We start from the raw sequence: 22,503 nt of genomic DNA on the forward strand, positions 1-22,503 counted from the left end.
AGCCAGGCTTATAAAAGAGCGACAATAATTGCCAGACGAGCGCGTCCCCGGCCTGAAAATGATATCGCCGCGTCCCTCACGCAGCGTCAGGCGCTAGAGTGCAGAAGATAAAAGCGGCTCTACCGGGTAAATTTCCCTATCCACGGGCTGCTTGTATCCTGTGACCAGAGTTGTAATAGCATCTCCCTGAACTTTTCCGCTGCAGGGCTCAGCGCCGTTTCTCTGCGCAGCACGAGACCGAGCGTGCGGCGAATAACCGGCTCAACGAGCGGACGGCTGACAAGAATGTGATGCTCATCGGTCGGCATGGCCAGACTGGGAACCACCGCCACGCCAAGCCCTGCCTCTACCATACCCAGCGACGTCGACAGATGCCTGACTTCATAGAACCAGTTGGGCTTCCAGTCCATATTCTCCAGCGCTTGATCGATCAGCGAGCGGTTACCGCTTGAACGTCTAACGCCAATAAGCCTGAAGCTGGCCAGGTCTTCCCACAAGATCAGCGATTTCTGCGCCAGTTCGTGGTCTCGTCGGCAGGCTAATACGAAAGGTTCATTGACCAGCGGCGAGAAATCGATATTGGGATGTGTGATGTTTATCATGTTTATGCCGAAATCTGCGTCACCGTTTAAGACGGCTTCAAGACAATCGCTGGCGCTATGCTCGAGGATGCGGATACGGATATTGGGGTAGTGATTGTTATAGTCCCTGATGACCGAAGGGAGGAAATAGAACGCCGCGGTGGGGAGGCAGGACAGGGTGACAACGCCGCTTTGATGGGTGGCCATTTCTTTAATACTCAGGATCGAGCTTTCATAAAAATCTATTAAATTCTTTGCCTTAGGTAAAAACTCTCTGCCTACAGCCGTGAGTTTAATGTTTCTGGTTGTCCGTTCAAATAGCGTAGCTCCCAGCTGCTCTTCAAGTTTTTTAATCCGGCGGGTTAACGCCGGTTGGGATGTGTGAAGAAAATGTGATGCTCTTGTGAAACATCCAATTTCTGCAATTTTAACAAACGCTTGTATACCTTGAAGATCGTGCAGCATGAGATTTCACTCCAGACTTTATCGCGATGCAAACACACTAACCTAACCGCTATTTATACGCAAAGCGTATTAATCGATGGTTTTATTGGCATTAGAATTATGTATTCGTCTGTGGAATCCTGACATTGCTCTTATCAATGCGTGAAACGAGAAACATAATGTTAAAGATTCCTTGTGTACTGATGCGTGGCGGTACTTCGAAAGGCCCGGTGCTTCTGGCCAGTGATTTACCGACAAAAATTGAAGAACGCGATGCTGTGCTGCTGGGCTTAATGGGCGCGGGTCACGAACTTGAAATTGATGGTATTGGCGGCGGCAGCCCCCAAACCAGTAAAGTCGCGATTGTTAGCCCCTCGGACAGTCCGGATGCTGACGTCGACTATTTATTTGTTCAGGTGATGGTCAACGAGCGCCGCGTCGATACCACGCCTAACTGCGGTAATATGCTCTGTGCCGTAGGGCCCTTCGCGATTGAAAAAGGCCTGGTTAAGGCGCAAAGTCCGGTGACGACAGTGCGAATCCGCAACCTGAATACCGGTACGCTGGTTGATGCGGAAGTACAAACGCCGAATTTTTATGTCAACTATGAAGGCGATACGCACATTGATGGCGTTCCCGGCTGCGCTGCGCCGATTGGCCTGACTTTCCTTAACTCCGCCGGATGCAAGACGGGAAAGCTGCTGCCAACCGGTAACGTCGTTGATGTGATTGATAGTGTGGAAGTCACCTGTATTGATATGGCGATGCCGATGGTGCTGATTAGGGCAGAGCGGATGGGCAAAACGGGAGACGAATCACCGGCCGACCTCGATGCCGATCGCGCGTTTATGAATAAGCTGGAAACGATCCGGCGCAAGGCAGGTGCGAAAATGGGGCTGGGCGATGTCGCCGATAAAGTGATCCCTAAACCGGTTCTGCTGAGCGCGCCCGGCGCAGGCGGGACCATCAGAGTTCGTTATTTTATGCCTCATACTTGCCATAAATCACTGGCTATTACGGGCTCTATCGGCATATCCACGGCCACGATAATTGAAGGATCGGTGGCCCATCACATTGTGGCCGACCAGCCGAGGACGCCGTATACCAATATTATTAATATTGAACATCCTAGCGGAAAAATTTCCGTATCTTTACTCAAAGAGGGAGATGATATTGAGAAAACGCGTGCCGCAGTGATTAGAACCTCCCGTAAATTATTTGAAGGCACGGTTTGCGTCCCGGAATATGTTTTAGTGGAGGAATTATAAATATTTTATATCATTAATGCGGTGCAATACTGATGTCCTCTCGCGTGTAGTTGCTACATAACTCTGTACCTAAAAAAATAATGTCGAGGATTTTATGGCTATAACCCATACGAAAGATAATCAGCTTAATTCTGCTCCCGTCAAGGTCAGTAATTATATTCGGATCATCCTGGCCCTGGCGCTATCCGGCCTTGCAGAATTAGCCTCACTCTTTTTTATTCAACCTCTGTTACCCGTTCTCGCCGTCGAATATGATGTGCCGGTGAGTCAGGTGAGTATCATTCTCTCCGCAGAAACGGCGCTTCTGGCTATCGGATTATTATTCACCGGGACGCTGTCCGATCATTACGGCAGGAAAAAATTAATTATCGTTTCGCTGCTACTTGGCGGACTGCTGACGATGCTCTGTCCTCTGGTCGAATCATGGGCGATGCTGGTGGCCCTGCGTGCGGTTATTGGCCTGGCGCTCAGCGGTATCGCTGCTGCCGCAACCGCCTATATCAGCGAGGAGGTCGCGCCGGTGGTGGCGGGGGTGGTCACCGGATACTTCGTCTTTGGTAACTCGATGGGAGGGATGTCCGGGCGTATTGTGGCCAGCCAGCTGATCGACCATATCTCAATAAATACCATTTTCTATGGTTTTGCGATCAGCCTGATTTTGGTGGCTTTGTTGGTTTACTTTTTACTCCCGGCGTCTCAGAACTTTAAGCCAACGCAAAACCTCAACGTTCTTCGCGTGGTGAAAGGCGCGGCATCTCACTTTAAAAATAAAAAGCTGGCGTTAGCCTTCGTGATTAGCTTCATCATCTTTGGGGTATTCACCTCTCTCTATAACTACCTGGCTTTCTTCCTGAAAGGCGAACCCTTTCATATTTCTCCGGCGAATGCGGGCCTGCTCTCCTTTAGCTTTGCCTTAAGCTTTTTTACCGCCCCTCAGGCGGGACGACTTTCCGCAAAATACGGCAGTATGAGAGTCCTGCGCGCGCTGTTTGTAATGATGGCGCTGGGAATGCTGCTGACTTTAACGTCTAACGTCGTCACCTTTATTATCGGCGCGGTCATTTTTACCGGTTGTTTCTTTGGTTGTCACTCCATTGGCTTAAGCTGGGTAAGTAAAAATGCAACGCATGCACGTGGCCAGGCCGTCGCGCTGTATCTGTTCTTCTACTACATGGGCGGCTCAGTGATTGGTTTCGTGAACGGCTTTGTTTTCCACTCTATGGGCTGGCAGGGGATGACGGGATTCATTATTGCGCTACTGGCCGTGGGGGCGGTGGTTGCAACGTATTTGTCTTCCAGCGAAACAAAAGTCATGGTTCCGGTTGAGTCTTAAACCCTTCGTGGCGAAGTGAATGACTCACGTCATCTCCAGTGGCGTGAGTAAAGAAATTCAATGTTAGTAAGGTGTCATCATGAAATTAGCAAGCTATGTTCATCATGGTCGTAAGAGTTATGGAATATTGACGGATACAGGCATTATTGACCTGGGTGGCAAGATTGGTCATCAATATCGTACGCTGAAGGACTTACTGCAGTGGGGCGCTATTGAGATCGCCGGCCAATATGTTAATTATCCGGTCGATGTCATGATGGCTGATATTACTTTTTTACCGGTCATTGAAAATCCAGGGAAAATTTTCTGCGTCGGTATGAACTATGCGGAAAAAAGAAAAGAGTTTTCTGAAACCAGCGATGCGCCGACCCTCTTTATTCGTTTTCCTGACTCGCAAACCGGTCATGCAACACCGATATTAAAACCCGCGCTATCCAATGAATTTGATTATGAAGGTGAGCTGGCCGTTATTATTGGCAAACCGGGTATGAATATCGATACTGGCGCTGCCCTGAGCCATGTTGCAGGCTATAGCTGCTATATGGATGGATCGGTGCGCGACTGGCAGCATGCCTGGTTTACCGCCGGGAAAAACTGGCGGCAGACCGGCGCGTTTGGTCCCTGCCTGACAACCGTTGATGAAATACCCGATCCCCACCGCTTGTCTATTCAAACCTATTTGAACGGCATTATGGTTCAGAATGATTCGACGAGCAGTATGATCCATAAAGTTGCCGATCTGATTAGCTATATCAGTACTTTTACGGCGCTCAGCGCCGGCGATGTCATTATTACCGGCTCTCCTGGCGGCGTCGGTAAAAAAAGAACGCCCCCACTCTTTATGCACGAAGGCGATCGGGTCGAGGTGGTAATTGAAAATATTGGGCATCTCATGAATACGATTGTCGAATCAAAACCGCAGCACGAATTGCAGATGTCGTCGTCTCCGCGGGCTCAGACAAGATTATTTGACGCTCATTAAGGTATGGGCAGGAGAAACAAGATGTACACCGACCAAACGCTAGAATTCGAGAAAGTGGAAACTAGCAACGGTACCTTCAGAGACGAAATTATTCTCTTTCTGAAGAACAATGGATTAGGCATCGACGGCGACATTGAGCAATTTGTTGTCGCGCGCTGCCAGCGGCAGCTGGTTGCCTGCGCCGGGCTTGCGGGGAATACGTTAAAATGCATTGCGGTTGCCAGAGAGTGGCGCGGGACGGCGTTAGGCCTGAAAATCATTCATGAAGCGGAGCTGCAGGCTGTTCAGAACGGCGAACATCAGCTTTTTCTCCTGACGTGTCCGGACAATGTGCGGTCGTTCCAGGGATGCGGATTTTATCCTTTGGTCACCCTCGATAACAGGGCGACGCTGATGGAGAATTCGCCGGTTGGCATCCATCGCTACTGCCGCCAACTGCGGGGCCAGCATTTGGTGACGGCCGGAAATATCGGCGGGATTGTGATGAATGCAAATCCCTTTACGTTAGGGCACCAGTATCTGATTGAGCAGGCTGCAAAAGCGTGCGACTGGCTGCATGTCTTTGTCGTTGAGGAAGATCTGTCCACGTTTTCCTTTCGGCAACGGTTTGCCATGGTTCAGGAGGGGTCACGGCATCTGCCTAATATTACGGTCCATCCTGGCTCAAAATATATTATTTCTCGAGGAACATTCCCCGGTTACTTTCTCAAAGAAAAACAAATTATTAACGAGGTGTATGCCGCAATCGATTTGCTTATGTTCCGCCGTTACATTGCACCGGCTTTAAATATTAATCAGCGTTTTGTTGGTACTGAACCCTTCTGTAAGGTGACCGCGCAATATAATGACGCAATGCATCACTGGCTGGAGGATGAGATGACAATACCTGCCGCCAGTATCAAGGTGAATGAGATTCAGCGGATGACCGATATGAATAATCTTCCCATCTCCGCCTCTGCGGTCAGGAAATTGTTAAGTCACGAAGATATGCACACCGTTAAAAGTATGGTGCCTGCAACTACGATGCCCTATTTATATAAATGGTTATCAGCGAATCAATCTAAGCAGCCCGATTTGGATATGGTTGATGCTTAATAAATCATTGTTCAGGATATTTATATGAAAATATTACATGCGGCAATCGCCGGGACGCTGGAATCCAGCGACCTGGTTGTCAAAGTCAGCCCCTACGATGATGGGCTCGATATTACTATCAACAGCGAAGTGTACAAACAATTTGGTGAACAGATTACGGCAGTGGTTAATGAAACACTTTCCGCATTAAACGTTACGCAGGGGCAAATTATTGTTGAGGATAAGGGCGCGCTGGACTGCGTTATCCGCGCCAGAATGCAGGCGGCGATTTTACGGGGAACGGCCAGCAACGAAATTGCGTGGGAAAAATTATGATGAAAAAATTACGCCGTAGCATGCTTTTTTTACCGGGTTCAAGCGCCGCTATGCTTTCAACAGCCTTTATTTATAAACCCGATTCAATCATGTTTGACCTGGAAGATGCGGTCTCGTTGAAAGAGAAAGACAGCGCGCGGCTGCTGGTGTTCCATGCGCTACAGCATCCTATGTATAAAGATATTGAAACCGTTGTCAGGATTAATCCGCTGAATACGCCATTTGGCTTAAAAGACCTGGAAGCGGCGGTGCGCGCCGGCGTCGATGTTATCCGTTTACCCAAAACCGATACGCCGGAAGATATTTACCAGCTTGAGCGTGAAATTGTGCGTATTGAAGAGAGCTGCGGCCGCCCGGTGGGCTCTACGCAGCTGATGGCGGCGATTGAATCGGCGGTGGGGGTCATTAATGCCGTCGCTATCGCCAGGTCCTCTCAACGCCTGATGGGGATTGCGCTGGCGGCGTTTGATTACGTCATGGATATGCAAACGGAACGCGGCGACGGTACCGAGCTGTTTTACGCGCGCTGCGCGGTATTACATGCGGCCCGCGGGGCAGGTATTGATGCGTTTGACGTGGTCTATGCCGATATTAATGACGAGGCCGGCTTTTTGAAAGAAGTGGATTTGATTAAACGTATGGGCTTTAACGGTAAGTCGCTTATTAATCCGCGGCAGATAGAGATCTTACATAATGCCTATGCCCCCACTCAGGAAGAAGTTGATTACGCGGAGCGTGTTATTGCCGCGGCCGAAGAAGGGGAGCGTAGCGGACTTGGGGTGATTTCACTGAACGGCAAAATGATTGACGCGCCGATCATCAACCATGCCCGGGTGGTTATTGAACGTAAAAATGCCTCCGGCATCCGGCAATAATCTCCATTCAGTCACCAGCAACAGGATTTAACTATGAATCAATTAACCGAAGCCCTTCATAATATATCCGGCGCCCAGCACCAGTATGAGGTATTTTCCGGCGCAAATACCCATACGCCCTATCTTGCGGATACCCGGCAAAAATATCAGCGCAAACTTTTTGACACGCTGGATGAAGTTTTATCGCGCTGCGATTTACGCGATGGGATGACCGTTTCATTTCATCACGCCTTCCGCGAGGGTGATCAAGTGATTAACTACGTTATGGCCAGGCTGGCGGAAAAAGGCCTGCGAGGGCTGACGCTGGCGTCAAGTTCCCTGATGACCTGCAACGCGCCGCTGATCGAGCATATTAAACACGGCGTTATTAGCAAAATCTATACCTCCGGGATGCGCGGTGAATTAGCGGATGCGATTTCACACGGCCTGATGGAGGAGCCGGTACAGATCCACTCGCACGGCGGCAGGGTCAATCTGATTGAAAAGGGTGAAATTAATATTGATGTCGCGTTCCTGGCGGTCTCCTGCTGCGACGAATATGGCAATGCCAGCGGCAGCGGCGGCAAATCCCGATGCGGCTCGCTTGGCTACGCGATGGTCGATGCAAAATATGCCCGCAAGGTGGTTTTGCTGACGGAAAGCATTGAGCCGTTTCCGTATATGCCGGCCAGCATTATTCAGGATCAGGTTGATTATATTGTCAAAATCGACAGCGTAGGCGACCCGGCGAAAATCAGCGTTGGCGCCGCGCGCGTGACCAGCAATCCGCGAGAGCTGATGATCGCGCGGTCTGCTGCGGACGTCATTGAGCATTCCGGTTATTTTCGCGATGGTTTTTCTCTGCAAACGGGATCGGGCGCGGCGTCCACCGCCTGTACGCGATTCCTGGAATCCCGCATGAGGAAACACAATATCGTCGCCAGCTTTGCCTTAGGCGGCATTACCGGCAGTATTGTCGATCTGCATGAAAAGGGGCTGATTACTAAGCTGCTGGATACACAAAGTTTTGATGGCGCGGCGGGGGAGTCGCTGGCGAAAAATCCGCACCACGTTGAAATCTCGACCAGCGTTTACGCCAACCCGGCGGCGAAAGCCGCCTGCTGCGACCGCGTGGATATCGTTATCTTAAGCGCGCTGGAAATTGATACGGATTTTAACGTCAACGTTCTGACCGGCTCCGACGGCGTGATGCGCGGGGCATCGGGCGGACATTGCGATGTCGCGGCGGCGGCAAATTTAACTATCGTGGTCGCGCCCCTGATCCGCAGCCGCATTCCCACCGTCGTCAGGCACGTCACGACCCGCGTAACGCCGGGAGAGAGCATTGACGTGCTCGTCACCGACCACGGCATTGCCGTGAATCCTGCCCGTCCGGAAGTCAAAGAGAGGCTGACGGCGGCCGGTTTGCCGGTCGTTGACATCGAAGCGCTTTATCAGACATCGCTGGTAATTTCTGGCGAGCCGAAACCTATTGAGTTTACCTCGCGCATTGTCGGCGTCGTGCGTTATCGCGATGGCAGCGTCATTGATGTGGTAAGGCAGGTGAAAGAATGATCGGCGAAACAACAAACGCTTCCTGCGCCCCTCTCACCCTTGAGGAAGTCCTCAAAGCCAGAGAAGCGCGCGCGAGTGTACAACAGGCGTGGCTGCGCCGCTTCGAACAACCAATGGTATCCACCACGCTCGTCTGGCCCGGAGAGGTAAAAGATACGCCGCTTGCCCGGCAGGTTATGGCGGAGGCGACGGACGCGTTCAGCCAGCTGCTGCGGAAACATCGCTGGGGCGTTTCCAGACACGACGTTCGTTTTCAGCCCACCGGGCCCGAAGCGTTCTGGTCTGTAGCGGCGCCAGCCTGGATGATCAAGCACGTGACGGCGCATCTTGAAGATCATCATCCTCTCGGGCGTCTGTGGGATATCGATGTTTTTTGTCCCACATCCGGATTAATTAAGCGCAGCGCGATCCGACAGCCGATGCGCAAATGCTTCATTTGCAATGAGGCTGCCCACGTCTGTTCCCGTATGCGCCGCCATTCTCAGAATGAACTTGCGCAAGTGATTGAGGATTTAGCCTATGACTATTTTCGCGGTCAACGCTGAACGGGCTGAGCAACGGGAAAGCATCGCCTGGCTGGCTGCCGAGGCGATGTATCGGGAAGTGAGATTAACGCCAAAGCCCGGGCTGGTTGATGGCGAGAACAATGGCGCGCATCGTGATATGAACATCGCCCTGTTTATGGCCAGTATTCGCGCCGTCTCGCCCTGGTTTCCGCGCTTTTTTGCGCAGGGAAAGGCGACGGCGGATTTGCCTGCCCCGCAGACGCTATTGGCGATAAGGCCCACAGGACTGGCCTGCGAACAGGCGATGTTTAACGCCACGGGGGGAGTAAACACCCACAAAGGCGGCATTTTTTCCCTCGGCCTGCTGTGCGCCGCCGCTGGGCGCCTTGTTAAGCGCAACCAGATGCTTAGCCAGCGCAATCTGTGCGAGGAAACCCGCGCGATGTGCGCGGGCCTGGTTAGCCAGGAACTGAAAAGAAAGGGCCTCGCCAAAACCAAAGGCGAGCATATTTTTCAGCGCTTTGGGCTTAGCGGCGCGCGGGGTGAGGCTGAGAACGGCTTTTATACCGTCAGGCAGTTCGGGCTGCCGCAGTGGCAGAAAGCGCGGCGGGAGGGGGTATCTGAGCAGGATGCGCTGCTCAGGATGCTGCTGGCCCTGATGGCCTTCAACCCCGATACCAATGTGGTGTCCCGGGGCGGGCTGAGCGGCCTGCAGTATGTGCATCGCTATGCGCAACGCGTTCTGAAGATAGAACACCTGGCGGGTGAAAAGCTCAGAAAAGCGCTGAGACACATGGATAAGGCGTTGATTGACAGAAATATTAGCCCTGGCGGCAGCGCGGATCTCCTTGCCGTTGGCTGGGTACTTTCCCATTACCCGGCCTGACGGGCGGTACTGAACGTGGAGAGGAAGGCTTTATGACTACCCAACGTCTGGAACAGCTCAGCGAGAAGTTGACGATTATTCTGGTGCCGGGCTTGCGAGACAGCGATGAGCATCACTGGCAAAGCTGTTGGAGTCGTCGTTTTCCTTTTTGGAAGCGGATAAGCCAGCGGAACTGGCTGGAGCCGGATATCGATGCCTGGGTATCCGCTATCCGTCGGGAGCTGGCTACCTGTCAGCGGCCGGCCGTGCTGGTCGGCCACAGCTTTGGGGCGCTCGCCGCATGTCGCCTGATTCAGACGCAAAAGGTGAACATCGCGGGTATCGTCATGGTTGCGCCTGCGGAGCCATCGCTCTTCGAACTGGACGAGGCGGTACTTCCCGAGAGGCTGCGGGTGCCCAGCCTCCTGTTTGCCAGCCGAAACGATCCGTTAATGACCTTTAAGCGAGCGCAGTACTGGGCGCAATGCTGGGGAGGGTGGTTAATCGATCTGGGTGACGCCGGGCATATTAATGCTGAGTCCGGATTCGGGGAGTGGAATTATGGTCTGGAGCAGTTAGCAGAATTTTGTGAAGGCTTACCGCAATTTATTAAAAGTTAATTTTACCAACCGAATATCGCTATTACATAAACAACCTTCAGATAAATAACATCTGAAACGGAGAGCATATGTTAGAAGCTTATAATAAGCATGTGGACGAACGTGCTGAAAAAAATATTCCACCGAAGCCGTTAACCGCTGAGCAAACGCAAGAATTAATTACATTACTGACCAGCAAGACCTGCGATGATAAAAATGCCCTTGTACAGCTGTTAGCGCATCGCGTGCCGCCGGGCGTCGATCCGGCGGCGAAGATTAAAGCCGATTTTCTTTATCAGCAGATCAAAGAAGAAAACCCGGCGAGTATTATTGCGCCTCAGCAGGCTATTGAACTGCTGGGTACCATGCAGGGTGGTTATAATGTTCAACCGCTCATTCACTTACTGGACGATCCCCGCTGGGCCAGCAGCGCAGCGGAACAATTAAGCGCCACGCTGCTTATTTTTGAAAAATTTAAGGATGTGGAAGAAAAGGCGAAACAAGGAAATGCCTGGGCGCAAAAAGTGATTCAGTCATGGGCCGACGCCGAATGGTTTTTACGTCGTCCGGCGCTGCCGGAGAAGATCACGCTGAAAGTATTCAAAGTGACGGGGGAAACCAATACTGATGATTTGTCCCCTGCGCCCGAGGCATGGTCACGTCCGGATATTCCTCTGCATGCCTTGTCCATGTTGTGTCATCCGCGCGACGGCGTCAGCCCGGATGAACCGGGAAGCCGCGGGCCGATACGACAGCTAGAGCAGTTAAAGAAAGAGGGCTATCCGCTGGTCTACGTCGGCGATGTCGTCGGCACCGGCTCTTCGCGAAAATCGGCCACTAACTCTATTTTATGGAACCTTGGCAACGATATGCCATGGGTGCCGAATAAACGAAGCGGCGGCTTTGTTTTTGGCGGCAATATTGCGCCCATCTTTTTTAATACCCTGGAAGATTCCGGCGCGCTGCCCCTTGAAATGGATGTTTCCGCGCTATCCACGGGAATGCTGATTGATCTCTATCCGTATCGCGGGGAAATTTGCGAAGCCCACAGCCAGCGTCCTGTCACCTCATTTTCCCTGAAAACGGACGTTCTGCTGGATGAAGTGCGCGCCGGAGGGCGCATTCCGCTGATTATTGGCCGCAGCCTGACGGCCAGAGCGCGGCAATCACTGAACCTTGCGCCCTCCGACGTTTTCCGCCGGCCGAAAGCGCCGGCACCCTCCGCCGCTGGCTTTACGCTGGCGCAGAAAATAGTGGGGAGAGCCTGCGGCGTTGCCGGGATCCGACCAGGACAGTACTGCGAGCCGCGAGTCACCACCGTCGGTTCGCAGGATACCACCGGAGGAATGACGCGCGATGAGCTTACCGATCTGGCCTGCCTGAATTTTTCCGCTGATTTGGTTATGCAGTCTTTCTGCCATACCTCGGCCTATCCCAAGCCGGTTGATGTGAAGCTGCATGAAACGCTGCCCGAGTTTATCAGCCACCGAAACGGCGTGGCGCTGAAGCCGGGTGATGGCATTATCCACTCCTGGCTTAACCGTATGCTGATTCCTGATACCGTGGGGACCGGGGCGGATTCGCACACCCGTTTCCCGCTTGGCATCTCTTTTCCCGGGGGCTCCGGGCTGGTGGCCTTTGCTGCGGCAACGGGCATTATGCCGCTGGATATGCCGGAGTCCGTACTGGTCCGTTTTACGGGAGAGATGCAGCCGGGGATAACCCTGCGCGATCTGGTTCACGCTATTCCGCTCTATGCCCGCAAGCAGGGATTACTGACGGTGGAGAAAAAAAATAAGATCAATATTTTCTCCGGCCGTATCCTGGAAATCGAAGGGCTCGGGATGCTGAAAGCGGAGCAGGCCTTTGAACTGGCCGACGCCTCGGCCGAACGCTCCGCAGCGGCGTGCGTGCTGCGTCTGGAAGAGGAGAACGTGGCGGAATACCTGCGCTCCAATGCCACATTGCTACGCTGGATGATTAATCAGGGTTATGAAAATGCCGACACGCTGGCGCGGCGAATTGCGGAAATTGAGGCGTGGCTGGCGAATCCGTCGCTGCTGGTGGCCGATGAGAACGCCGAATATGCCGCGGTGATTGAGATCGATCTCACGGAAATTACCGAACCCATCGTCTGTGCGCCGAACGATCCGGATGACGCCCGGCTGCTGTCGGAAGTCGCGCGTACGCCGATAGATGAGGTCTTTATTGGCTCCTGCATGACGAATATTGGCCATTTCCGCGCCGCCGGTAAAATTATTGCCGACGCCCGCGAGATACCCGTACGGCTGTGGCTGGCTCCGCCGACGAAAATGGATGCGCGTCAGCTTGCCAGTGAAGGCTACTTTAATCAGTTTATAAAAACGGGCGCCAGAATCGAACCCGCCGGCTGTTCGCTGTGTATGGGGAACCAGGCGCGGGTACGTCAGGGCAGTTCCGTTGTTTCAACATCGACTCGTAACTTCCCGAATCGTCTGGGCACCGATGCGAACGTTTTTTTAGCATCGGCGGAGCTGAGCGCCGTGGCGGCGATGATAGGGAAAATGCCGACCGTTGAACAATATTTCTGGCACATGGATAAAATCAAAGCATCAAGGGACGATATTTATCGTTACCTGAACTTCGATCGGCTGCCAGAGTATCAGTCAACGAATGATGGAAAAAATATTATTAAAACATTCGCTGGCTAATTCTTTACTGCATTAAGCAATAACGGTGAATAGCTCACTTGTTCAGCGGAAGCTTCAGAAGAAAGAGGCTTCTGCTTTTAATGACACGGATTGTAGCCGAGGTGAAGCATGTTGAAGTCAAAGCTAATAAAAATAGCGGTGCTTATTTTTATTATTATATTAGCAATCATCATTCCACCCCCCGAGGGATTAACGAAAGAAGCCTGGATACTGGCCGGTATCTACCTGGCATCCATTATAGGTCTGGTGAGTAAGCCTTATCCTGAGCCGGTTATCATGCTGTCGGCGGTAGGCTTGTCGTGCTTAACGGTGGCACGATTTGATGACTCCCCCGTCAGGTCAATGGATGTACTGAGCGGTTTTTCCTCGGGAACGACATGGCTGGTATTTAGCGCGTTTACTTTGAGCGCCGCTTTTGTCACCACCGGATTAGGGAAACGTCTGGCGTACTGGTTTATTTTAAAGTTCGGTGGGACAACCCTGCGGCTGGGGTATGTCACGGCGCTGTTGGATTTAATGCTGTCACCGGCGACGCCCTCTAACACCGCACGCGCCGGCGGCGTCGTATTCCCGATTATCAATAGCATTGCCCTGGTGTTAGGTTCAACGCCAAAAGAGAGTCCGCGTCAGGCCGGACGTTATCTGATGGTGAATATCTATATGGTGACTAAAACCACCAGCTATATGTTTTTGACCGCGTTTGCCGGAAATGCCTTAGCGTTACAGTTAATTTCCGATATTTTTCATATCCGCATAAGCTGGGTAGGGTGGGCTCTGGCGGGGGTACCGCTTGGGCTATTGATGTTAGCCGTCATTCCTTATATCACCTACAAAATAGTGCGCCCGCAATTAAAAGAAATAGACAATGTAAAAATAGCCACTGCGGGCCTGAATGACCTGGGGCCCATCAGTTCGAAAGAGAAAGGGCTGATCGTGGTCTTTATCTCCGCACTCTCTGGCTGGATATTTTCTCATTATCTGGGGCTGAATGAATCCTCCGTTGCGGTGATTGCCATGGCTGGCGCTTTGCTCACGAATGTCATTTGCTGGAATGATGTGCTGCAAAATAAGGGCGGCTGGAATACGTTAATCTGGTACGGCGGCATTATTGGACTGAGTGCGACCTTAAGCAAAGAGGGATTTTTTAAATGGCTTGCCGCCTTTATGTCCGAGCATCTGGATTTCCTCGGCGCCGGTAACACGACCATTGTGATTATTGTTTTTTTAAGCATCGTCGTGCGCTATTTATTCGCCTCCGGCGGTGCATACGTCGCGGCTATGGTTCCCGTCTTCGCCACCGTCGGACTGGTTACCGGAACGGCGCCTGCGCTGCTGGCGCTCGCCATCCTGTTTTCTAACTCTTACGGGGGCTGTATCACGCACTATGGCGGTGCCGCCGGGCCGATTATCTTTGCCGCCGGTTATAACGATATTAAATCCTGGTGGTTAACCGGGACCATAATCGCTTTATTAACGTTTCTGCTGCATATGGTTGTCGGCATTCCGTGGTGGGGCTTTTTGATTCAGCACGGAATACTCTGAGGCCAGCCTTGTTTTTTATTACCTGACGGCTCGCGATATAACGAAAAAACCCCGACATGATGTCAGGGTTTTTTAACTGGCGTGAGTCCATCATCGGCAGCGAAGCTGAAATCTACCGCCAGCAAATAAAGCGCAGCTTAGATGGCGAAGACGTTACCGGCAGAAGGGCCTTTCTGGCCATCTTCAATGGTGAATTCGACTTTCTGGCCTTCGTTCAGGGTTTTAAAACCGCCGCCCTGGATAGCGGAAAAATGTACAAACACATCTTTGCTACCGTTGTCCGGGGTGATGAAACCAAAGCCTTTCGACTCATTAAACCATTTTACTAAGCCAGTCATTTTATTAGACATTGATAATACCTCAACATATCTGAGCCTTACGGCGAAAAGGTTTCGCACAGAATCTAATTAATAACGATAAGGAGACTCAAAAGGAAGAATTATCAATGGATAACACTTAAGATGAGGACTGCTTTACTGAACCGCTTTATTATGTCTGTGTACTTAACCGACCAATCATTAGTCACATACTTCACCGCGGATAGCAAGACTTATTTCAATTGATATTGCCGGGGCGGAGAGTGATACGGGAAGAGAGGGAGTGATTCACCAGCGACTTGCTGATGGCGTAATGATAATAACTTTCACTATTTCATTGGGTTAACTAGATTTTTGGTTACGGTGACGTGGATGAATCTGCAAGAATGTTTTTTTATTTTTCCGAACAGGCTCACCCGGCGGTGAAGCCATATCACCGGTCGCAGCGCGATTAATTTAGGCCGTTTCTCATTATTTATCCCCATCGGGGTATCTGGACGGCTAAAATTTCATTTGCTTATTAATGGTATTCATGCCTTAATGAAATTATTAATCCGAAAAAACGCATGCACTTAAAAATTTTACCGGCCCGTTCTCATTACCAGGCGCTATCGCTGATACCCCTTTCTTTTGAGTCCATACGTTTAATCCGACACGTTTTCTGTCAATTACCTGATGCGCAAGGAGTCAGTATGTCCTCAAGAATTAAAGGTCTGGTCAAGTGGTATAATGAGTCGAAGGGATTTGGTTTCATTTCACCTCTCGATGGCGGTAAAGATATCTCGGTCCATTGCTCGGCGCTGCGTGGTGATAATTTTAATACCCTGTTTGAAGGCCAGAAAGTTGAATATGCCATCCTCCATAGAGATGACAAAGGCCCTGCCGCCACCCATGTCATACTGTGCGATAAATAACGATTTATAGCGTTACGCCCGCGATAGCGAAAGCCGTGCTGGCGATATCACGACGGCCTGTCCCAGGATTATTCCTCCCTTATTCCATGTCCTGTCCCTGAGCGCAACGACAGCCGCGTTGCGTACGGTTTTTCTTATCCGGCGATGCGGCAGAAATGCGTTCAACGGATTCTGGAAGCGCGTACAATTCATCGGCTTTCAGTCAGTATTTAAATCCGATGACAGGGGATGGTGATGATCAGACGCTTTTTGGTGTGTTTCTTCATGCTGTGCGCATGCTCAGCCTATGCCGCTAACGGCGGGAATGGCGGCGACGGCGGGAATGGGAATAACTCGGATGGGGGCAATGGCTCTGATGGCAGCGCGACCGCGTCTGGACGCGATGGTTGTCCCGGCGGAACGCAGCCTGACTCGTCCGGAAAATTTTATCTTCCAGGCACAAAAGAGCCGTGCAATCCGGGCAGGCAGGATGCCATGAAAAGCGCGCGCCATTAGCCTTAACAGCCGCTGTTTAGCGGCTGACGACAAGACCGCCGAACGAGTGAGGCAAGCGAGTCTAAAGCGCGGCGACATCCTTTCCCTTAACGCAGCGTAAAACTCGTCTTGTCGTTCCAGCTGCGCTCGTACCAACCTCGTGCTATTTAATATGGCGCGGGGTGTTTTCCCCTTTCCGACGTTGTTTAATGCACCGCGTAATCATGACGAAAAAGACGGGGACAAAGAAGATAGCCAGCACCGTTGCGCTTATCATACCCCCGAAGACGCCCGTTCCCAGGGCATGCTGGGTCGTGTCGCTCGCCCCGCTGGCCAGCATCAGCGGTACGACGCCTAATGTAAATGCCAGCGAGGTCATGAGTATTGGGCGTAAGCGCTGCGTTGAGGCGAGTAATGTTGCATCCACCACGTTCATTCCCTGGCTCATCAGTTGTCTGGCAAATTCCACAATCAGAATCGCATTTTTAGCGGAAAGGCCAATCAGGGTTATCAGGCCCACTTTAAAAAAGACATCGTTGGTCATATTCGCCACCGTCACGGCCACAACCGCGCCGAGCAGGCCGAGAGGAACCACAAGCATTACCGCGAAGGGAATCGACCAGCTTTCATAGAGTGCGGCCAGCACCATGAATACGACCAGCACCGAGAGTATTATCAGCCCCGGCAGCTGTGACGCGGACTGCTTTTCCTGTAACGAACTCCCCGCCCATTCTCCGGCGAAACCCGCCGGCAACTGGTCCGCCAGCTTCTCCATCGCCATTATTGCGCTACCCGTGGACTCGCCCGCGGCGGCGCTTCCGCTAATGCGGATGGCCGGATATCCCTGATAGCGATTGAGCTGCTGCGGGGCAACGTTCCAGGAGAGCGTCACAAACGCCGCCAAAGGAAGCATCCGCCCCGAGCGGTTCTTCACCGACAGGGTCAATAACTGCTCCGGTTGCATACGGTAGGGCGCATCCGCCTGAACGATCACCTGTTGAACCCGGCCATTATTGGTATAGTCATTGACGTAACTGGAGCCCGTTGCGACGGTAATCGTTTGGTTAATCTCATCAAACGATACGCCCATCGCTTCCGCTTTTTCCCTGTCGACGTTAAGCATCAGGCTACTCCCTTCAGGGAGCCCATCGATATAGACATCGTTCAACAGGTGACTCTGGTTCGCACGCTTTACCAGCTCATCCGCTGCCTTTTTCAGGGCCGGATAGCCCTTGCCGCCACGGTCCTGCAAATACCAGGTAAACCCGGATGAGGTCCCCATGTCGGAGATAGCCGGAGGGAGCAGGCTCATCGTGACGGCATCGGGAACGCTTTCCATACTGCTTTGAATATACTCTGCTTCACCCTGGGCGGTCGCGCCCTCGCGATTTTTCCAGTCCTTCAAGGTGGTGAAAGCCATGGCAGAGTTTTGCCCTGAGCCTGAAAACCCAAATCCCAGGATCATGATGTTGCTTTCAACGGCCTGCCGCGCGGCAATTTCATCTTCAAATCGTTGTACCACCTTAAGCGTACGCTGCATCGTGGCGTCGGAAGGGAGCTGGATCGACGACATAAAGTAACCCTGATCTTCATCCGGTAAAAATGACGAAGGTAATGAGGATAGACCGGCATACAGCGCGAGACAGAGCGCGGTATACAGCAGCATCATGCGTCCGGTCCGTTTCAGAACAAACCCGAGCCCGGAGGCGTAAAATGAGGCGAGGCGGTGAAAACGGGCGTTAAACCACGCGGAAAAACAGCCGCCTTTGCTCCGGTCAGGCTGATGCGGCCGAAGTAACGTAGCGCAAAGGGCAGGGGTGAGCGTCAGCGCCAGGAATGCCGATAATAAAATGGATACTGCCATAGAAATGCAGAATTGCCGGTAAATAATCCCTACCGACCCGTCGGCAAAACCCATGGGAATAAATACCGCGGTCAGCACCAGCGTAATACCCATAATGGCCGGGGTGATTTCACTCATCGCTTCCCGCGTGGCCTGCTTCGGGGAGAGCCCCTTTTCTTCCATGAGGCGCTCAACGTTCTCCACAACAACAATAGCGTCATCAACAATGATGCCGATTGCCAGCACCATGCCGAACATGGTCAGGATATTGATGGAATAGCCGCTAAACAGCATCACCGTTAAGGTGCCCAGCAGCGCCACCGGGGCTACGATTGCGGGGATAAACGTGCAGCGGATTTTGTGCAGAAACAGCAGCATAACGAGAAACACCAGCACCATTGCTTCGGCAAAGGTTTCCACCACCTTCAAAATAGAAAGCTTCACAAAGGGGGCGGTATCAAACGGAACCGTGAACGCCATTGCTTCAGGAAGCACGCCTGAAAGCTCCGCCAGCCGCGCGCGGACCCCCGATGCCGTGCCGATCGCATTTGCGCCGGGAGAGAGCTGAATAGCGGCAGCCGTGGCGGGAACGCCGTTTTCTCGTATGCCAAAAGCATAGCTTTGTAACCCGGACTCCACGCGCGCAATATCAGCCAACTTTAGCCGTGCGCCAGTCACCTCAGATTTTAAGGTAATGTTGCGAAACGCCTCAACCGATGAGAGCTGACCTTTAACGGTTATCGGATAAGTAACGGCCTGCTGCGGCGTCGTTGGTTCATCTCCCGTTCTGCCGGGAGAAACAATCACGTTTTGTTGGCCGACAGCGCTCACCACGTCCGTGACGGAAAGCCCGTAACCGTGGAGCTTTATAGGATCCAGCCAGATACGCAGCGCTTTTTCCCCGCCGAAGAGCTGGACTTTGCCAACGCCAGGGACGCGGCGCAGCTCATCGATCACATTGCGAGCAAAATAGTCGCTTAAATCAGCCTCCTGATACTCTCCCGTCGGGGATTTTAACCCCACCATCATCAGAAAGCCGGAATTGGCCGCCTCAACCGTTATGCCATTTTGCCTTACCGCCTGTGGTAAACGCGGCTCGACGATTTTAATCTGGTTTTGCAGATCCATCTGCGCGAGCTTAACGTCCGTTCCCGGTCTGAAGGTTACCGTAATGGAAGCCATGCCGGTGGTATCGCTGGTGGATTCAAAATAAAGCAAATTATCCACGCCAGAAATCTCGCGCTCGATAAGTGAAACAACAGACGTATTCATCACATCCGGGCTGGCCCCCGGATAGCTGAGCGAAATAATAATGCCCGGCGGTGCGACGGCAGGATATTGCGCAACCGGCAGGCGCGGAATGGACAATATTCCCGTCAGCACGATAAACAGCGCGACCACCCAGGCGAAAATAGGACGTTCAATAAAAAAGTGCGGCATCAGATAGACATCCAGTCAACAAACAAAAAGGTCAGTAAATTCAGGATGACCGCTCGGTTTCCCGGGGCCTATCCTCCGGTAAACTCGTGCGATAGCGTCATCCAGGCGGCAACGTTCGAGCAATTGTCTCCTGCGCGAATGGCATATATCGCCATCCGGCCAGAACGAGGCCGAGGAGGAAGAGGCTAAGTCTAAATGCGCGATGTTGACCGCCAATGGCCGATTTATGGAGGGAGTGTGTATGCATATTCCCGGTTAATCTTATGAACGCGGCTGCCGCACTCGGCTAAAGAGGGCTATCTTTCTCATGGCCTAAAATCAAATTATCCGCATCAATAAATACGCCGGAGAACCGCAGAAAACGATCAGCAAAAAGCACTCATAATAAAAGATAATATCATATATGTCGGGTATGATATTCAAAAGTATATTAAATACAACAATGCTATAAATAAATATTAATACCAGCCAGAAGACGATAATCGCTAATTCTCTTAACGCGCCAGGTTTCTTTTGGAATATAAACGCCAGGACTGAGAAGGTGATGCTGGCATGGACCAATGGCGATGACAGCGTCGTGGAAGCTACCTTTTCATCAATGGCATGTACCAGGTATAACCATAAATAAAGTAACGCCCATGCTGTCAGGGAAAATATAAAGGCAGCGAGAACTTTTTCACGACGAATATTACTTAAGCTTTCCATAATGTTTTCTCTGACAGGGGCCCACATCAGTTGCCTGGCGAGCTGAATTCTCAGGCGTGCGTGTCACACTCACGCTTTCACTTTTCTTCCTCGATGAAGGATTGTCGCAGCGGTATGTTGATTGTTTATTTCGTGATTGTGTAGCCAGTATGGAGACGCGTTCCGCGTGCTTTATATCGGCAGGAAAAAATGCGGCGTGTGCAACTTTTTAACTCCTGGCTTGTCACATTGCTTTTAACAGGGAAAATATCCACTCGCGGCTGGTGCCTGAGATTAGGTTGTAGAATGTTTAAACAAGTACGGCATAAAATCTTTTTAAGATAAAATAAAATCTATTATCGGTAATGTGGAAACTAAAATGAACAAAAGCAATCTGATAATTATCGCCGAGGATGACGATGAAATTGCCGCTATTCTGACAGGCTATTTACATCGGGCGGGAATGAAAACCTGTCGGGCGGAGGACGGCGAGCAGGCGATAAATCTTACCCGTCTGCATAAACCGGACCTCGTGTTACTGGATATCCATCTACCCGTTTATGATGGCTGGAACGTGCTGACGACCTTACGCAAAGAGACTAACGTGCCGGTTATCATGGTGACCGCGCTTGATCAGGACGTCGATAAACTGATGGGACTGAGGCTCGGCGCAGATGACTACGTGATAAAACCGTTTAATCCCTCCGAGGTGATCGCCAGAGTGGAAGCGGTACTCCGCAGAACCCGGCCGAATGCCGAAGTCGCCAATTCAAGGCCATTAAGATTGCCGTTTCTGACCATTTATCCCGATGAATTTTATGTGGAAATTACCGTCGAGAATAAGATTGTCACCCCGGTGTTGACCACCACCGAATTTAAGCTTTTGACCTACCTGGCGCGCAGTCCGCGAAAGGTGTGCTCACGCGAAGAGTTACTCGATGCCTGCCTGCCCGAGGGGGATTCACTTGATCGAACCGTTGATAGCCATATGAGTAAACTGCGGAAAAAGCTTGAACACGCGGGGCTCAAAGGCATCCCGGAGAGCATCAGAGGAGTGGGCTATCGGTTAGGTGAGAAAAAATGAACAAAGAAACGATTCTGAGCCGTCAGATATTGACCTATATGCTGTCGTTAACCTTCATTATTATCGCTATCGCCGTGGTGGGCTCTTATCTATTTTATAGCTTCTTGATTGACTACCTGCCGGGAGGCGCCGTCTCCGGGAGCGAAGATGATATGACCTTGCTGGACTGGCTGTGGATCATGATAGCTTCAGTCACCAGTCTGGTGGTATCGCTGTTTTTTACCGTGAAACTCTCTGCCAGAATATTGACGCCGCTAAATGCCGTTGCCCAGAGCCTGAAACAAATTTCGCAGGGCAATCTTGGCGCAAGAGCGTCCGGAACCAGCTCTCAGCTGGGCGAGATTAATAATCTTGTTAATGATTTCAATGAAATGGCGGAAAAGCTGCAGACCCTCGACGTTCAGCGAAATCTGTGGAACGCGGCCATCGCTCACGAACTCAGAACTCCCGTCACTATTCTGCGCGGAAGGCTTCAGGGGCTGGTCGAAGGGGTGTTTGAGCCAGAGCCCGCGCTATTCAGAAACCTGCTGAGACAAACGGAAGGCCTGACTAATTTAATCGAGGATCTGCGGGTCGTAAGTTCCTCCGGCGGCGCCGGCTATACGCTGACGCTCAGCGAGGTCGATCTCGAAGCGACGATTACCAGCGCGCTTGACACTTTTTTACCGGAGTTTCGTAGCAAGCGGTTCACCCTTATCACTGAACTCAAGCAGCAGTTGTGCGTTTGCGATCCTTTGCGTATGACGCAGTGCCTGACGGTACTGTTCGATAATGCGTTAAAATATTCCACCTCCCGAACTTTGCTGGTAAAGAATGGAACCTCTGGCAAAGAAAATTATATTCTGGTTCAGGATCGCGGTCCCGGAATTCCTGAAGAACTCCAGCGGCTGTTATTTGAACCTTTTCAGCGCGGAGAATATGCCAGACATATTAATCCTCAAGGCTGCGGATTGGGATTATCGGTCGTCAAAGCGATTATGCTCGCTCACGGCGGCAGCGTGAGCTATCGGTTGTCACGAGAAAATCACTCGATTTTTAAATTATCATGGCCCGTCAACCTGCCCTGACAAAACAGGCTCAATTGAGCCTGTTTCTGGA

19 protein-coding genes are annotated in these 22,503 nt (G+C 51.7%); 15 read left to right on the forward strand and 4 right to left on the reverse strand.

Features of this window, described 5'->3' with window-relative positions; genetic code table 11:
* Positions 1-119: 119 nt before the first annotated feature.
* Entirely contained in the window at positions 120-1,046 is a 927-nt protein-coding gene (locus FQK12_RS11985; protein WP_014228724.1) for a LysR family transcriptional regulator, read from the reverse strand.
* Between the two features lie 158 nt (positions 1,047-1,204).
* On the opposite strand from FQK12_RS11985, the gene FQK12_RS11990 reads away from it, so the two are divergent.
* From FQK12_RS11990 to FQK12_RS12045, 12 genes are all read left to right on the forward strand, one after another.
* A complete protein-coding gene (locus FQK12_RS11990) occupies positions 1,205-2,293 on the forward strand; it encodes a 4-oxalomesaconate tautomerase (RefSeq protein ID WP_038423240.1) in 1,089 nt (362 codons plus the stop codon).
* Between the two features lie 94 nt (positions 2,294-2,387).
* Entirely contained in the window at positions 2,388-3,626 is a 1,239-nt protein-coding gene (locus FQK12_RS11995) for an MFS transporter (RefSeq protein WP_014228726.1), read from the forward strand.
* A gap of 79 nt (positions 3,627-3,705) precedes the next feature.
* The gene (locus tag FQK12_RS12000; protein ID WP_038423239.1) at positions 3,706-4,608 is read left to right on the forward strand and encodes a fumarylacetoacetate hydrolase family protein; all 903 of its coding nucleotides are present in this window, start codon (positions 3,706-3,708) and stop codon (positions 4,606-4,608) included.
* A 21-nt stretch (positions 4,609-4,629) separates the two neighbouring features.
* Entirely contained in the window at positions 4,630-5,703 is a 1,074-nt protein-coding gene (citC, locus tag FQK12_RS12005) for a [citrate (pro-3S)-lyase] ligase (protein ID WP_014228728.1), read from the forward strand.
* Between the two features lie 24 nt (positions 5,704-5,727).
* Entirely contained in the window at positions 5,728-6,018 is a 291-nt protein-coding gene (gene citD / locus FQK12_RS12010) for a citrate lyase acyl carrier protein (protein ID WP_004849626.1), read from the forward strand.
* A complete protein-coding gene (gene citE / locus FQK12_RS12015) occupies positions 6,018-6,893 on the forward strand; it encodes a citrate (pro-3S)-lyase subunit beta (RefSeq protein ID WP_014228729.1) in 876 nt (291 codons plus the stop codon). Before citD ends, citE begins: the two co-directional genes overlap by 1 nt.
* A gap of 33 nt (positions 6,894-6,926) precedes the next feature.
* Entirely contained in the window at positions 6,927-8,447 is a 1,521-nt protein-coding gene (gene citF / locus FQK12_RS12020) for a citrate lyase subunit alpha (RefSeq protein ID WP_014228730.1), read from the forward strand.
* Positions 8,444-8,992, forward strand: coding sequence for a citrate lyase holo-[acyl-carrier protein] synthase (gene citX / locus FQK12_RS12025; RefSeq protein ID WP_014228731.1), 549 nt, complete (start codon positions 8,444-8,446; stop codon positions 8,990-8,992). Before citF ends, citX begins: the two co-directional genes overlap by 4 nt.
* Entirely contained in the window at positions 8,967-9,839 is an 873-nt protein-coding gene (gene citG, locus FQK12_RS12030) for a triphosphoribosyl-dephospho-CoA synthase CitG (RefSeq protein ID WP_014228732.1), read from the forward strand. Before citX ends, citG begins: the two co-directional genes overlap by 26 nt.
* Before the next feature lie 32 nt (positions 9,840-9,871).
* The gene (locus tag FQK12_RS12035; RefSeq protein ID WP_014228733.1) at positions 9,872-10,438 is read left to right on the forward strand and encodes an RBBP9/YdeN family alpha/beta hydrolase; all 567 of its coding nucleotides are present in this window, start codon (positions 9,872-9,874) and stop codon (positions 10,436-10,438) included.
* Positions 10,439-10,506: 68 nt separating this feature from the next.
* A complete protein-coding gene (gene acnB, locus FQK12_RS12040; RefSeq protein WP_014228734.1) occupies positions 10,507-13,107 on the forward strand; it encodes a bifunctional aconitate hydratase 2/2-methylisocitrate dehydratase in 2,601 nt (866 codons plus the stop codon).
* A gap of 108 nt (positions 13,108-13,215) precedes the next feature.
* Positions 13,216-14,649: an anion permease gene (locus tag FQK12_RS12045; protein ID WP_014838029.1), complete on the forward strand. Its 1,434-nt coding sequence runs from the start codon at positions 13,216-13,218 to the stop codon at positions 14,647-14,649.
* Positions 14,650-14,786: 137 nt separating this feature from the next.
* On the opposite strand, the gene cspA is transcribed toward FQK12_RS12045, so the two are convergent.
* On the reverse strand, positions 14,787-14,999 hold the full coding sequence (gene cspA / locus FQK12_RS12050; protein WP_004849644.1) for an RNA chaperone/antiterminator CspA: 213 nt from the start codon (positions 14,997-14,999) through the stop codon (positions 14,787-14,789).
* A gap of 659 nt (positions 15,000-15,658) precedes the next feature.
* Between cspA and FQK12_RS12055 the strand changes: the two genes are divergently transcribed.
* Complete coding sequence (locus tag FQK12_RS12055; RefSeq protein WP_004849645.1) at positions 15,659-15,880, forward strand: cold shock domain-containing protein; 222 nt, start codon at positions 15,659-15,661, stop codon at positions 15,878-15,880.
* Between the two features lie 637 nt (positions 15,881-16,517).
* Here FQK12_RS12055 and FQK12_RS12065 read toward each other — a convergent pair.
* Entirely contained in the window at positions 16,518-19,637 is a 3,120-nt protein-coding gene (locus tag FQK12_RS12065; RefSeq protein WP_014228737.1) for a multidrug efflux RND transporter permease subunit, read from the reverse strand.
* Between the two features lie 318 nt (positions 19,638-19,955).
* Positions 19,956-20,342 (reverse strand): hypothetical protein, encoded by a 387-nt coding sequence (locus FQK12_RS12070; RefSeq protein ID WP_014838032.1) that lies wholly within the window; start codon positions 20,340-20,342, stop codon positions 19,956-19,958.
* 358 nt (positions 20,343-20,700) lie between these two features.
* Here FQK12_RS12070 and FQK12_RS12075 point away from each other — a divergent pair, with 358 nt between their 5' ends.
* Positions 20,701-21,405 (forward strand): response regulator, encoded by a 705-nt coding sequence (locus FQK12_RS12075; RefSeq protein WP_004131145.1) that lies wholly within the window; start codon positions 20,701-20,703, stop codon positions 21,403-21,405.
* Positions 21,402-22,472, forward strand: a complete 1,071-nt coding sequence (locus FQK12_RS12080) for an ATP-binding protein (RefSeq protein ID WP_014228739.1) — start codon at positions 21,402-21,404, stop codon at positions 22,470-22,472. Before FQK12_RS12075 ends, FQK12_RS12080 begins: the two co-directional genes overlap by 4 nt.
* The last annotated feature ends 31 nt before the right edge of the window (positions 22,473-22,503 follow it).

Origin of the sequence: Klebsiella sp. ME-303 (genome assembly GCF_007910085.1) — a bacterium.
Taxonomy (GTDB): domain Bacteria; phylum Pseudomonadota; class Gammaproteobacteria; order Enterobacterales; family Enterobacteriaceae; genus Klebsiella; species Klebsiella michiganensis.